This is a genomic window from Muribacter muris (genome assembly GCF_004569585.1).
Taxonomy (GTDB): Bacteria; Pseudomonadota; Gammaproteobacteria; order Enterobacterales; family Pasteurellaceae; genus Muribacter; species Muribacter muris.
In genome coordinates, this window is sequence record NZ_SPPA01000010.1 from 47,732 (window position 1) to 61,102 (window position 13,371).

Sequence of the window (13,371 nt, forward strand, 5' to 3'; positions counted from 1 at the left end):
AGAGGGCAAAATGCTAATTTTAAACAAACAAAATCGGGCGAAAAAATGGATCGACAATCTGCCGTTTATGCCTCAGCAGGCAAAACAGATTTATTTTTTGACTGATAGCCGTGCGTTCAAAACACGCATTTTACAGCTGATCAGCCAAGCCAAACAGCGCATTTATATCACGGCACTGTATTGGCAGAAAGATGAAGCCGGGCAAGAGATTTTAGAGGCGCTTTATCAAGCGAAAATCGCCAATCCGGCGTTGGAAATTAAAGTGCTGGTCGATTGGCATCGGGCGCAGCGGGGCTTGATTGGAGCGGAAGATCAAAGTAGCAATGCCGATTGGTATCTCAAAATGCGTGAAAAATACGCTTTGCCGCAAGAGAACGACATTGCGTTTTTCGGCGTACCGATCAACAGCCGTGAAATTTTCGGTGTGTTGCACCTAAAGGGCTTTGTGTTTGATGATACCTTACTGTACAGCGGGGCAAGCATCAACAATGTCTATTTGCAACAATTCGAACGTTACCGCTACGACCGCTATCACCAGATCGAAAATCCACAGCTTGCCGATGCAATAGTCGCTTTTATTCAACAGCAGATTTTAGATAATCCGGCGGTCAGCCGTTTGGATGTGAGCGAACGGCAAAAAACGGCGGCGATCCGCCCGCTTGTAAGAGCCTTCCGCAAGCAGTTGAGCCAACAGCAGTATCAATATCAGGGGCAAACGCTTGACGATCAACAGCTAATGCTGGCGTTATTGATCGGCTTAGGACGTAAAAACCGACTGAATAAAACGATTGAGGCGCTGTTTTATCAAGTCAGTGAAAAGCTGACGATCTGCACCCCTTATTTTAATTTCCCCCGTTCATTGCGTAACCGCATTGCGTGGTTGTTGGAGACGGGCAAACAGATTGAAATTGTGGTTGGCGATAAAACAGCCAACGATTTCTACACACCGCCGGACGAGCCTTTTACAATGGCGTCCGCGCTACCTTATCTATACGAAAAAAATCTGCGGGCATTTGCCAAACGCTTCGATGCTTTTATTCAGAACGGGCAATTAACTATCCGCTTGTGGCGGCACGAGAATAACAGCTACCACCTTAAAGGTGTTTGGATTGACAGCCGTTATATTTTATTGACTGGTAATAATCTCAATCCGCGCGCGTGGGGATTGGATGCGGAAAATGCCGTGCTGATTTCCGACCCGCTGGCACAATTAAAGACCAAAGCCGATCAAGAATTGGCACAGATTCGCACCCACACCAATGTGCTTACCCATTACAGTGATTTGGAGAAATTGAAGGATTATCCGGATAAAGTGCAAAAATTACTGAAAAAATTCGGGCGGGTGAAATTGGATAAAATTGTCAAAATGTTGCTTTAGCGATAAAAAACGCCTCGGTTGAGGCGTTTTCTAATTGGGCTACGAACGTTTCATTATTTCAAAAAATTCATCGTTGGTTTTTGCCACCACTAATTTATCAATGAGGAACTCCATTGCTTCCACTTCGCCCATTGGGTTAAGAATTTTACGCAAGATCCACATTTTTTGTAGCTCGTCCGGCGTTGTAAGCAGATCTTCTTTACGCGTACCGGAGCGGTTAAAGTCAATTGCCGGGAAGACCCGTTTTTCCGCAATTTTACGGGAGAGATGTAATTCCATATTCCCCGTCCCTTTAAATTCTTCGAAAATTACCTCGTCCATTTTTGAGCCGGTATCAACCAACGCCGTGGCAATAATGGTTAGGCTGCCGCCTTCTTCCACGTTACGGGCTGCACCAAAGAAACGTTTCGGGCGGTGTAGGGCGTTAGCATCGACCCCACCGGATAGAATTTTCCCCGAAGCTGGGGTTACGGTGTTGTAAGCACGCGCTAAGCGGGTGATGGAGTCGAGTAGAATAACCACGTCTTTTTTATGTTCGACCAAGCGTTTGGCTTTTTCAATCACCATTTCCGCCACTTGAACGTGGCGGGCTGCCGGTTCGTCAAAGGTGGAGGCAATCACTTCCCCTTTTACTGAGCGCTGCATTTCCGTAACCTCTTCCGGACGTTCGTCAATCAAGAGGACGATCAGCTCACATTCCGGATAATTATGGGTAATACTTTGGGCAATGTTTTGTAGTAATACCGTTTTCCCCGCTTTTGGCGGTGCAACAATCAAGCCACGCTGCCCTTTCCCGATTGGCGAGGCTAAATCTAAAATACGGGCGGTCAAATCTTCGGTTGAACCGTTGCCACGTTCCATTCTTAAACGGGAATTGGCGTGGAGAGGGGTTAAGTTTTCAAACAGGATTTTGCTGCGGGACACTTCAGGTTTATCGTCATTGACACGATCGACCTTTAACAAAGCGAAGTAGCGTTCTCCCTCTTTCGGCGGGCGGATTTTGCCTTCAATCGAATCGCCGGTTTGTAGGTTGAAACGGCGGATTTGGCTCGGCGAAACGTAAATATCGTCCGGCCCAGCTAAGTAAGAACTGTCGGCAGAGCGTAAAAAGCCGAAACCGTCCGGTAAAATTTCCAACACGCCTTGACCGAAAATATCTTCACCGCTTTTGGCGTGTTGTTTTAGAATGGCAAAGATAATGTCTTGTTTGCGTAAACGGGCTAAATTTTCCAAACCCATCTGTGTTTCACCGATGCGGACAAGCTCCGACACGGGCGTATTTTTTAATTCTGTAAGATGCATAATAGATATGTATTTTGTTAATAAGATTGGATGTAAAGATTAATTCAGAATTGAGTTACTTGAATTGAGGTGGCGAAGAATAACGCAAAATCGCCGTTTTTGCAAATTTTTTGTGTGAAATGACCGCTTGTTAGGCAAAAAGCAGATCAAACCTTTCGTTTGATAATATGCGATTTAGTTATTTGGCAAGCGGTCGGATTTTCGCTTAAATTGGCAAAAATTGAGATTACCTATTAAAAGGGGGCATTTTATGTTTAAAAAATTATCAACAATGGTGTTATCTGTGGCTGTTTTGGCAACCTCGACAACGGCTTTTGCCAAGCAGAGTTTATTGGAACGTATCAATGATAAAGGCACGATCACGGTCGGCACGGAAGGGACTTACGCCCCGTTTACTTACCACGATGCCAGCGGTAAATTGACCGGTTACGATGTGGAAGTTACCCGTGCGGTAGCGGAAAAATTAGGGGTAACGGTTGAGTTTAAGGAAACCCAATGGGACGCAATGTTGGCGGGGCTAAAAGGCGAGCGTTTTGATTTGGTGGCAAACCAAGTGGCACTCACCACGCCGGAGCGTCAAGCGACATTTGATAAATCCGAACCATACAGCTGGTCGGGGGCGATGTTGGTCGCCCGCCAAGATGAAAGCCGGATTAAACAACCGGAAGATGTAAAAGGGCTGAAAGCCGCGCAAACCCTCAGCTCAAACTACGGTGAATTAGCCCGCAAATATCAGGCGGAGATTGTGCCGATTGACGGTATGGCGCAGGGCTTATTGTTAATTCAACAAAAACGGGCAGACGTTACCTTTAACGATTCCCTCGCATTGTTGGATTATTTAAAGAAAAACCCAAATGCCGGTTTGAAAAGCGTGTGGGAGTCGGCGGATAAAGTCGGGGCGGGCTTTATTGCCAATAAAGGCAATGATGAAGCCTTAGCTAAAATCAGTGCGGCGGTAGTTGAATTACAGCAAGACGGTACGCTGAAAGCATTGGGCGAGCAATTCTTTGGAAAAGATATCAGTGTTAAATGATCTGTTAGCCGCCCTCCCGTTTATGACCGATGCCCGAGCGGAATTGGTCATAAACGGTTTTTGGCCGATGGTAAAAGCGGCGATTTTAGTCTCTATCCCGTTAGCGATCGCTTCTTTTTTGATCGGAATGGTGATTGCTGTGGCGGTCGCATTAGTGCGGGTGAGTCCCTCACAACATATTTTGCACCGCCTGCTGCTGTTTTGGGTGAAAGTCTATATTTCGATTATCCGTGGCACGCCGATGTTGGTGCAAATCTGCATTGTGTTTTACGGTTTGCCGGCGATCGGCGTGTTTATCGATCCGATTCCGGCAGCGATTATCGGCTTTTCGTTGAATATCGGCGCGTATGGCTCGGAAACCATTCGCGCGGCGATTTTATCCGTACCGAAAGGGCAGTGGGAAGCCGGTTATACCATCGGTATGACCTATATGCAGACGTTTCGCCGCATTATTGCACCGCAAGCCTTTCGGGTTGCCGTACCGCCGCTCAGCAATACCTTTATCGGCTTATTTAAAGATACCTCCCTTGCTTCAGTGGTAACGGTTACGGAAATGTTTCGAGTTGCACAGCAGGTGGCGAATATGTCCTACGATTTTTTGCCGGTGTATATCGAAGCCGGCTTGATTTATTGGGGCTATTGTTGGGTATTATTTATTATTCAAGCGCGGCTCGAAAAACGCTTTGACCGCTATGTAGCGAAATAACGATGATTAAAATCCGAAATATTCATAAAACCTTTGGTCAGAACCCCATTTTGCGGGGGATTGACCTAGATATTCAAAAAGGGCAAGTGGTGGTGATTTTAGGCCCGTCCGGTTCGGGTAAAACCACTTTTTTACGTTGCCTGAATGCGTTGGAAATGCCGGAGCAAGGCACGATTCAGTTTGAAAATGCAGAACCTTTGTCGGTGGATTTTGCCGCCCGCCCAAGCAAAAAAGCCATTTTAGCGTTGAGACGCCGTTCCGGAATGGTATTCCAAAATTACAATCTGTTTCCGCACAAAACGGCATTGGAAAATGTGATGGAAGGGCCGGTTTTTGTGCAGAACAGACCGCTTGAACAGGTAAAAACGGAAGCCTTGGCACTGTTAGAGAAAGTCGGGCTGGCGGATAAACGTGATCATTACCCCTTTCAGTTATCGGGTGGTCAGCAACAGCGGGTAGGGATTGCCAGAGCCTTAGCTATTCAGCCGGAATTGATGTTGTTTGACGAGCCGACTTCAGCTCTCGATCCGGAATTGGTACAAGATGTGCTAAATACAATGAAATCGTTGGCAAATGAAGGTTGGACAATGGTGATGGTTACGCACGAAATCAAATTTGCCCTTGATGTTGCCGATATTGTGGTGGTGATGGACGGTGGGGAAATTGTGGAGCAGGGATCGCCGCAAGCCCTTTTTTCCAACCCGCAACACGAGCGGACGAAGCGTTTCCTACAACGTTTGAAAACGGCATAGCAAGCGGGCGGTTGTTGCAACGATTTTGCAAAAAAGGTCGCCTAAGCGACCGCTTGTTATCCCGTGATTATGGGTGATCCTGCCGACAATACTGCTTAATCAGTTGGTGGAGTTTGTGGTTATTGCGACGGAATGCTCGGCAATAAGGGCAGATAACCAAATGAAGTTTGAGACGAAATTGTTGTTGAGCCGAAAGCGATTGCTCATAGGCAAGGGAGATCAGCTCAGTGGCTTGTTTACATTGCATTTAGGTTTCCTCATCGAACCAATTTTTAGATAAGCAGCGTTGGAGTTGGACTCTTGCTCTATATAGTATCACGTTTAAATTATTAACAGAAATGTTACATTCCTGACAGATTTCCTCACTCGTCAGTTCCAAATGCGTTCGCATCATAAAAATCTTTGCTTGCCGTGCGGGCAGGTGATCCAAACAGATATTGAAAATCGCCCAAAATTCTTTTTGATAGACAGCGGATTGAATGTTACGCCATTCCGAAACTAAATCTTTTTCACCCCAATGCCCGTGTTGGTCAAAAAATTGCTCGGTATTGTCGCTTTCGGTGATATCCGATAGCACAACCGTACGTTTGCGGATTTTCAACGCATCAATAATTTTATTTTTGAGAATGGCGAAGATCCACGTTTTCAGTGCCGATTGTCCACGAAATGTGCCGGCGTGTTTATAGGCGGACGCTAGAGCTTCTTGTACAATATCTTCCGCAAGATCAGGATCGGAAAGTTGTAAGGTCGCAAATTTTATCATTTGCAATCGAATGTCAGTGATTTCTGAATTGGATAATGTATGCATTATTTTCTCCTTAAATTTTGTAAGGATTCTAAATTATTCCTGTCAAAAGGAAAATATTTTTTACTAAACCCTTGAGGATAAAATGCTAAGATTGCCTGCAAATGACATTACCCCTGAACATATTTTCAACCAACGCCGTAAAATTATCCAAGCTCTCGGTTTAGGGATTGCCGGATCAATGTTGCCGAAAATAAGTTTGGCAGAAATGGCGGAGAACTCCCCGCTTGCCTTTCAAACAGCGAGTGAAAACGGCTTGGTATTAACCCCTGAAAATAAGGTAACGGGCTACAATAATTTCTACGAATTTGGTGTGGATAAAGGCTCGCCGGCACAATATGCCAAAAATTTCAAAACGGATCCGTGGCAATTAACAATTGAGGGTGAAGTCGAAAATCCGTTCAGCTTGGATTATCGCCAGCTCACTACTACCTTTCCCCTTGAAGAACGGATCTACCGTTTTCGCTGTGTAGAGGCGTGGTCAATGGTAATCCCTTGGGTCGGCTTTGAGCTTGCCCGCTTAATTGAACGAGCGAAGCCGACAAGCAAAGCGAAATATGTGGTGTTTCACACGCTGTTTGATCCCGAGCAGATGCCGGGGCAGAAAAATTACTTTTTCGGTGGTGGCATTGATTATCCTTATGTCGAGGCATTACGCTTAGATGAAGCATTGCACCCTTTAACTTTACTTGCAGTCGGTTTATACGGCAAGCCGTTGCCGCCGCAAAACGGTGCGCCGATTCGGTTAGCTGTGCCGTGGAAATACGGCTTTAAAAGCATTAAGTCGATTGTCAAAATCAGTTTGACCGATACCCGCCCGCATACAACTTGGGAAAAATTAGCACCGCAGGAGTACGGTTTTTACGCCAATGTTAATCCGAATGTGGATCACCCCCGCTGGTCGCAGGCTTCGGAACGTATTATCGGTAGCGGCGGATTACTGTCGGTAAAACGCCAACCGACCTTAATGTTCAACGGCTATGAAAAAGAGGTAGCGCATCTTTATAAAGGTTTGGATTTAAGGGTACATTTCTAATGTTAGCGTATTGGCGACTGTTGATTCATCTTGGCTGTGCAATGCCGTTCGGCTGGTTGGGGTATGGCATTCTCACTGAAAATGCCTATATTTTTGGCAGCGATCCAGTGAAAGAGATCGAACATTTTCTAGGCTATACGGCATTGATTATCTTTTTTGTGATGTTTGGGCTGGGGATTTTGCTGCAACTGCTTGGGAAAAACCACTATCAAATTTTACGCCGTCCGCTCGGTTTGTGGGCGTTTGCGTGGGCAGGGCTGCATATCGGCTGTTATCTTTGGTTGGATTTAGGGTTGGATATTACCCTTTTTAGCCACGAAATTACTCGCCGCCCTTATTTACTAATGGGATTTCTCGCGTTTGTGATTTTAAGTATAATGGCACTCACATCGTTACCCCGTTTAAAACAAAAACTGGGTAAATATTGGGGGAGAGTGCATCAACTTGCCTATGTGGCATTAGTGCTTGCGGTGATTCATTACTACCAGTCGGTGAAAAGTATCAGTTTCGGGGCGGTGGTGATGACAAGCGGGGTGATGATCATTATTTTTTGGAAGTACGCTTATCCCTATTTTATCAGGCTGATTAGCCGTTTGACTTCATAAAGGAGCTGCAATGTCAAAATCGCTTCCAAAAATTCTTTCTGTTTCCACCTTAGCGAAGGGAAATGTTTTTCATATTCAATCCGTTGATTTACGTTTTTCTAATGGTGAACAACGCACTTACGAACGCCTCAAGCCCGGCAAATTGCCTTCCGTGATGATTGTCCCGATTCATCAAAATGAATTGGTAATGATTAAAGAATATGCGGTCGGGCCGGAACGCTACGAACTTACTTTTCCTAAAGGCAAGGTTGATGAAGGAGAAAGCCCAGAACAAAGTGCAAACCGAGAGTTACGCGAGGAAGTTGGATTTGCTGCGGGTAAACTGACATTACTACGCTCACTCTATTCCAGCCCCAGCCATATGTTTGGGTTGATGCACGTGTTTGTGGCAGAAGATTTGTACCCTTCACCGCTGGCATCGGGCGATGAGCCCGAACCGTTGGAAGTGGTACGTTTTCCCCTGTCGGAGATTGACCGATTACTAGCCGATCCCGATTTTGCCGAATCCCGCAATTTAGCGGCGCTGTTTTTACTCAAGGCATATTTAGCTGCACGGTAAGAGTACAAGCGGTCAATTTGCAGATTTTGTTTGCAAACCGACCGCTTGTTTAAGTTTAGGGCTTTCTTGCCAACATTGTGGCAAATTGCAGTTTGATCCGATTGCCCTGTGCATCGGTTTTGTGTAATTCACCGACATTCTCGTTATATTTAATCAGTTCCCACCCTTGATAATACTGCTTTAATTCACCGCTTTTAAAGGTGAACGAAAACGGCATTGGGCAAGGGTATTCCGCCGTGTCCATTGCGCACACAATTAAATTATAGCCGCCGCTTTTGGTGTGTTGTTGCATATCGGCAATAATGTGCGGAATACGCTCACGTTGAAGAAACATCATTACAACGGTGGAGATAATCAGATCAAATTCACCTGTCAGAGTGGCTTGGTTGATGTCATAAATGCCGGTGTGAAGCCGCTGCGTCTGTTCTTGTTCAATAATGCGGTTTAAAAATTGAATACTGTCCGGATTGTGATCGAGTGCCGTTACCTCAAAGCCTTTTAGGTTTAAATAGAGCGTATTGCGTCCCCGCCCGCAGCCGAGATCGAGGGCGTGCCCCTGCTGAAGATACGGCATTGCGTTCAGCACTTCCGAGTGGGTTGGTGTGAGGTGATATTTTTTCGCAAAGTAATCTTCCGCGCGGCAATAAAAGGCTAACTGGCATTGCAGATCGTCAGTAAGCGCCGTTATTTTATGCCACACTTGCGGGGCGACAAGGGGGAGCTGATGGTTGGCGTCAAGCACTGTTTCACTGATGATCTCGCCGGATTCATTGAGTTCGTCATACTTCAATGCACCTTTTAGGACGGTTAATTTTGCCCAAGTACCGACTTTCGTATTGTGCTTTTCTTGAAACATTTGGGGTAACGTATCGGCGTGCCAGACGGGCAACTGCTTATAGCAAATTAAATCTTGCATTGTATTATCCTGTGATAAGGGGAAAGTATAGGGCAATTTTACCCTTTTCTGATCGGCTCACAATAAAAAACCGACTAAAATAGTCGGTCTTTTTATTTGCTTTGATATATATCAAAGGGAAAGCGTTTTAAATTGGCGGGCGAAATAGACTAACGCATCGTCCGTTTTCACTTGAATATCGGTCAGTTTGACAAAAAAGACCGAATGCGTGCCGACGCTATGGCTGTCAATGATGTAGCCTTGCAATGCGGACACGGCATCTTTGAGGATAGGTTGGCGGCTGTCGCTCTCTTGCCAAATATCCCATTCAAACCGCTCGTCCATTGTGCTGTCTAACATTCCAGCGAAATGTTTTGCCAACGCTTCGTGTTGCGGGTTCAGTACGTTGATACACACTTTGCCGTTTTGCTTGATAATGTCGTGCAGGGTACTGCTTTGATTGACGCAAAACAATAGTGTAGGCGGTGTATCGGTTACCGAACAGACGGACGATATGGTGATGCCGACTTTACCGGCGCAGCCGTTGCTGGTAACAATGCTGACGGCAGCGCACAGATGTGCCATTGCCTCGCGGAATTGATAGGAAAAGGGGGAAATGTCAGCCATAATTTATCCTTATAGTTTCCAAATAACGTGGCATTGGCGGTCTTCGGCGTCGTGAGAAATCAGGAAGCGAGCGAAAATATCGTCCATTTCGTCGTTCTCATTCACTAAGCCGACCCACACCTCTGCAAAGGCATCGGGGTCGATCAACACGCCGATTTCTTCGTCCCAGTTATCGCCGGTTTCGACCATTTCGACTGCGCCACGCGCCTCAAACTGTAAGTTGAACAGCAGAATATCGGCAGGGTCGAGATGTTCGCCCGCCATTTCCAAAAAGGTGTCGTAAGCGATGTCGATAGCTTCATAGGGCGTTAATTTTGTGCTCATAGTTTCTCCTAGTCTATGGGTTATGTTGCTTTGTGGCAAATAACAAGCGGTTAGATGGTATGCTTTTTTAGCAAAATCAGCCGACCCAGATAAATTTAGCGATAAACAGTAGCGATACCACCGTCACCGGTGCGTTGATCTCTTTTAGTCTGCCGGTACAGAGTTTCATTACACAGTAGCTGATAAAGCCGAATGCGATCCCTTCGGTAATGGAATAGGTAAACGGCATCATTGCGGTGGTAATAAATGCCGGCGTAGCTTCGGTGAGATCGTCCCATTTGACTTCAATTAAACTGGACGCCATTAAAATGCCGACAAACACCAACGCACCGGCGGTGGCATAAGGCGGTACAACCGCGGCAAGCGGCGAGAAGAAAATGGTGAGTAAAAAGAGGAGACCGACTACGATGGCGGTTAAGCCGGTACGTCCGCCGACCGAAACACCGGAGCCGCTTTCAATGTAGGTACTGATTGCCGATGTGCCCATATACGACCCTGCCATTGCGCTGATGCTATCCACATACAAGGCTTGTTTCATTTTCGGGAAACGCCCCGTTTTATCGGCAATGCCCGCTTTGTTGGTCACGGCAATCAGCGTGCCGGAGGAGTCGAATAGGTTCACCAACATAAAGGAGAAGATAATGTCGAGCAGGGCAGTATCCAATGCACCGACAATATCGACTTGCCCGACAACCGCTTCCAGACTTGGCGGCGTTGAAATAACACCGTTAAAGGTTACGCTCGGGTCAAAGATTAATGCCAAGCCGGTGATGACGACAATAGACACTAACACGCCTGAGTGAATGCCTTTGGCGCTTAAAACCACAATGATAAAGAAGCCTAAAATCCCCATTAGCACTTTCGGATCGTGCAACTCGCCCAAGGCGACCAACGTTGCCGGATTAGCGACCACCAAGCCCATATTTTTAAAGCCGATCAAGGCGATAAACAAGCCGATACCTGCCCCGATCCCGACCCGTAAACCGAGGGGAATGGCGGACATAAACCAGTAACGCACTTGCAGTAAGGTGAGCAGAAAAAGCCCGACCGAGCCCCAAAAAATCGCGCCCATTCCAATCTGCCAAGAGTAACCGAGTTTTTGCACCACCACAAAGGCGAAAAAGGCGTTTAACCCCATTGCCGGCGCAAGGGCAATCGGCAAGTTACTGAATAAACCCATTGCGATTGTACCGAATGCGGCGATCAGACAGGTGGTAACAAACACCACTTGGCTGTCCATTCCCGCCACGCCTAAAATAGACGGATTGACGAACACGATATACACCATTGTGAAAAAGGTGGTAATACCGGCAACCACTTCGGTTTTCACACTGGTTTGCTTTTGTTTGAGTTGAAAGAGTTTGTCTAACATTCTTGTTCCTTTAGTTATCTAACACGATTTTTAAGAGTTCGACGGCAAGGAACGCCAAGCTGAAACGTTGCTCGTCCGCTACCGTCCAAAATTGCACAGTAGCGTCGTTTTTCTCAAGTAACTGGCTGATTTGTAGCGCATTTTGGCGGTCATCGTCATTTTCGCCGTTTTTAACCGGCGTGATAATTTGCTCAAGGTTAACGTTTAACCACGCCTGTTGCTGCCACTGCTCGCTCAACGTATAGCTGTCTATCGGGTAGTTTGATTGTACCGTTACCATTTGCGATACGCCGTAAAAGACCGGCACTTGTACCGAATGAAAGGTCAGACAAGCGGTCAGTTGCGGCAAGACTTTTGCAAATTGCAATTCAAACGCACGGGAAAACGGCAGCTTCGCTTCTTCACCTTGTACATTTGCCGGTACGGTATCGAACGCAACACGGGCGGTGTCTGCATCAAGGGGAATACCATTTAATAGTTGAGCGGTTTGTCCTGCCAGCTCACGCACTTTTTCATCACCAAAATAGGCGGACGGTAATAACGAGCTGACAAAAATATGTGTCAACGGCTGATCCAGTAAAGGCTTTAACGCTAAGGCAAGTTGGCTGACTTGCGGATTGGCAAGGGCTACGATATTGCGTTCCCGCATATTTTCGATCGCTTCGTTATTCACACTTGGCACAATGACCGGCACATCGCCGATTAAAGCACTGATACCGTATAAATCTAAAATAATGCAGCCGGCTTGCACGGCACTTGCCAGCACTTCCGCTTGCGCCATTTTGCCGGCAAATAAAACGTGGCTGAATTGCGACCAATCCACATCGTCCAACGGAATTTGGGCGACGGCTTTTGTGCCGAAGCGCAGGGAGTGTTCTTCCCCAAAATGTTCCAGTTCAACGGCGGAAATTTGCGCAATATTGAGCGTACTGTTTTCTAAGGCTTCGAGGAGTTTTTCAGCCAATAAAAAATCGGCTGCGATTGCTAAATGGAGATTTGCCATTTTTTCGATCTCTTGTCAAAATAAAAACGGATTTTACTCTGTTTTAACAATGATTGCGAAAGGAAAAACCGTGACACCTGCGATTAATTTACTTAAAAAACAAAAAATTGCATTTCAACTTCACCCCTACGATCACGACCCGAACAATACGAATTTCGGGCAAGAGGTGGTCGAGAAGCTCGGCTTAAATGCCGATCAAGTATTTAAGACCTTGCTGGTTGCCGAAAACGGCGATCAGAAAAAATTAGCGGTGATGGTTGTTCCGGTGTCAAAAATGTTAAATCTGAAACGGGCAGCCCAAGCGTTAGGCGTGAAAAAGGTGGAAATGGCGGAGAAAACGATTGCCCAGAAAACCACCGGCTATTTGCTGGGTGGCATTAGCCCGCTTGGGCAAAAAAAGCGTTTGACGACGGTGATCGACCAATCGGCGCAACAGTTTGCGAGCGTGTTTGTTTCCGGCGGTAAGCGGGGGCTGGATATAGAGCTGAACGCCCAAGATTTAGCCGTGCTGACGGGCGCCATTTTTGCGGAGATTAGTGAATAGATCGAACAATTTAAAGGATAGCCAAAGAGCAAAGAAAGCCCATTTTCAATCATTTGAGATTATGGTATAGTTCGCACTTTAGTAATTGGCTTCTCATTCTCATTTGTTGAGGGGCGCTTAGCCCATAAATCAAAATGGCAAAACAAGATTCAGATTGTATTACGCTTGATCTGTTCGCATCAATGCCAAAAGTTGGGCGACCACGCACCAATCCCCTTAGTCGAGAGCAACAAGTCCGCATCAACAAACGTAATCAACTAAAACGAGATCGTTCTTCGGGATTAAGGCGTGTTGAGCTTAAACTACACTCGGATTTGGTGAATGCATTGGCACAGGAGGCCCGTTTAAAAGGGCTGTCTCGTGGACAATTGATCGAAATGATTTTAACGAATTATATCAATGATTAACCCATTGATTTTTAATATAAATA

The 13,371-nt window shown here is 46.2% G+C and carries 17 protein-coding genes; 9 read left to right on the forward strand and 8 right to left on the reverse strand.

All coding sequences use genetic code 11. The features are described from left to right. Positions 1 to 10 precede the first annotated feature (10 nt). On the forward strand, positions 11 to 1,378 hold the full coding sequence (gene pssA, locus E4T80_RS05760) for a CDP-diacylglycerol--serine O-phosphatidyltransferase (RefSeq protein WP_135055959.1): 1,368 nt from the start codon (positions 11 to 13) through the stop codon (positions 1,376 to 1,378). A 39-nt stretch (positions 1,379 to 1,417) separates the two neighbouring features. On the opposite strand, the gene rho is transcribed toward pssA, so the two are convergent. Further along, entirely contained in the window at positions 1,418 to 2,680 is a 1,263-nt protein-coding gene (rho, locus tag E4T80_RS05765) for a transcription termination factor Rho (protein ID WP_047976959.1), read from the reverse strand. A 250-nt stretch (positions 2,681 to 2,930) separates the two neighbouring features. On the opposite strand from rho, the gene E4T80_RS05770 reads away from it, so the two are divergent. The 3 genes from E4T80_RS05770 to E4T80_RS05780 are packed head-to-tail and all read left to right on the forward strand — an operon-like array spanning position 2,931 to position 5,171. Next, positions 2,931 to 3,713: an amino acid ABC transporter substrate-binding protein gene (locus tag E4T80_RS05770; RefSeq protein ID WP_135055962.1), complete on the forward strand. Its 783-nt coding sequence runs from the start codon at positions 2,931 to 2,933 to the stop codon at positions 3,711 to 3,713. A 22-nt stretch (positions 3,714 to 3,735) separates the two neighbouring features. Beyond that, the gene (locus tag E4T80_RS05775; protein ID WP_228064843.1) at positions 3,736 to 4,419 is read left to right on the forward strand and encodes an amino acid ABC transporter permease; all 684 of its coding nucleotides are present in this window, start codon (positions 3,736 to 3,738) and stop codon (positions 4,417 to 4,419) included. Between the two features lie 2 nt (positions 4,420 to 4,421). Then, a complete protein-coding gene (locus tag E4T80_RS05780; protein ID WP_135055970.1) occupies positions 4,422 to 5,171 on the forward strand; it encodes an amino acid ABC transporter ATP-binding protein in 750 nt (249 codons plus the stop codon). A 67-nt stretch (positions 5,172 to 5,238) separates the two neighbouring features. On the opposite strand, the gene E4T80_RS05785 is transcribed toward E4T80_RS05780, so the two are convergent. Beyond that, a complete protein-coding gene (locus tag E4T80_RS05785; protein ID WP_047976963.1) occupies positions 5,239 to 5,418 on the reverse strand; it encodes an anti-sigma factor family protein in 180 nt (59 codons plus the stop codon). After that, positions 5,419 to 5,979: a sigma-70 family RNA polymerase sigma factor gene (locus E4T80_RS05790; RefSeq protein ID WP_047976964.1), complete on the reverse strand. Its 561-nt coding sequence runs from the start codon at positions 5,977 to 5,979 to the stop codon at positions 5,419 to 5,421. Between the two features lie 82 nt (positions 5,980 to 6,061). On the opposite strand from E4T80_RS05790, the gene msrP reads away from it, so the two are divergent. From msrP to nudE, 3 genes are read left to right on the forward strand one after another with little or no spacing between them, the layout of a single operon-like run. Beyond that, on the forward strand, positions 6,062 to 7,012 hold the full coding sequence (gene msrP, locus E4T80_RS05795; protein WP_135055973.1) for a protein-methionine-sulfoxide reductase catalytic subunit MsrP: 951 nt from the start codon (positions 6,062 to 6,064) through the stop codon (positions 7,010 to 7,012). Continuing rightward, complete coding sequence (locus E4T80_RS05800; protein WP_135055976.1) at positions 7,012 to 7,617, forward strand: protein-methionine-sulfoxide reductase heme-binding subunit MsrQ; 606 nt, start codon at positions 7,012 to 7,014, stop codon at positions 7,615 to 7,617. Before msrP ends, E4T80_RS05800 begins: the two co-directional genes overlap by 1 nt. Positions 7,618 to 7,627: 10 nt before the next feature. Next, positions 7,628 to 8,176 carry an ADP compounds hydrolase NudE gene (gene nudE, locus E4T80_RS05805; RefSeq protein WP_047976967.1) on the forward strand — a complete coding sequence of 183 codons (549 nt, stop codon included), beginning with the start codon at positions 7,628 to 7,630 and terminating at the stop codon, positions 8,174 to 8,176. Positions 8,177 to 8,231: 55 nt separating this feature from the next. On the opposite strand, the gene tehB is transcribed toward nudE, so the two are convergent. The 5 genes from tehB to E4T80_RS05830 form a co-directional block, all read right to left on the reverse strand. Continuing rightward, positions 8,232 to 9,092, reverse strand: coding sequence for an SAM-dependent methyltransferase TehB (gene tehB / locus E4T80_RS05810; RefSeq protein ID WP_135055979.1), 861 nt, complete (start codon positions 9,090 to 9,092; stop codon positions 8,232 to 8,234). Between the two features lie 111 nt (positions 9,093 to 9,203). Next, the gene (gene hpaC, locus E4T80_RS05815; protein ID WP_135055982.1) at positions 9,204 to 9,698 is read right to left on the reverse strand and encodes a 4-hydroxyphenylacetate 3-monooxygenase, reductase component; all 495 of its coding nucleotides are present in this window, start codon (positions 9,696 to 9,698) and stop codon (positions 9,204 to 9,206) included. 9 nt (positions 9,699 to 9,707) lie between these two features. Next, entirely contained in the window at positions 9,708 to 10,022 is a 315-nt protein-coding gene (locus E4T80_RS05820) for an HI1450 family dsDNA-mimic protein (protein WP_135055985.1), read from the reverse strand. Between the two features lie 76 nt (positions 10,023 to 10,098). Then, on the reverse strand, positions 10,099 to 11,394 hold the full coding sequence (locus E4T80_RS05825) for an NCS2 family permease (RefSeq protein ID WP_135055988.1): 1,296 nt from the start codon (positions 11,392 to 11,394) through the stop codon (positions 10,099 to 10,101). A gap of 10 nt (positions 11,395 to 11,404) precedes the next feature. Next, positions 11,405 to 12,397 (reverse strand): oxidoreductase, encoded by a 993-nt coding sequence (locus E4T80_RS05830; protein WP_135055991.1) that lies wholly within the window; start codon positions 12,395 to 12,397, stop codon positions 11,405 to 11,407. Between the two features lie 70 nt (positions 12,398 to 12,467). Between E4T80_RS05830 and ybaK the strand changes: the two genes are divergently transcribed. Both ybaK and ybfE read left to right on the forward strand, forming a co-directional pair. Beyond that, positions 12,468 to 12,941, forward strand: a complete 474-nt coding sequence (gene ybaK / locus E4T80_RS05835) for a Cys-tRNA(Pro)/Cys-tRNA(Cys) deacylase YbaK (RefSeq protein ID WP_135055994.1) — start codon at positions 12,468 to 12,470, stop codon at positions 12,939 to 12,941. Positions 12,942 to 13,075: 134 nt separating this feature from the next. Then, positions 13,076 to 13,348 (forward strand): LexA regulated protein, encoded by a 273-nt coding sequence (gene ybfE, locus E4T80_RS05840; RefSeq protein WP_047976973.1) that lies wholly within the window; start codon positions 13,076 to 13,078, stop codon positions 13,346 to 13,348. The last annotated feature ends 23 nt before the right edge of the window (positions 13,349 to 13,371 follow it).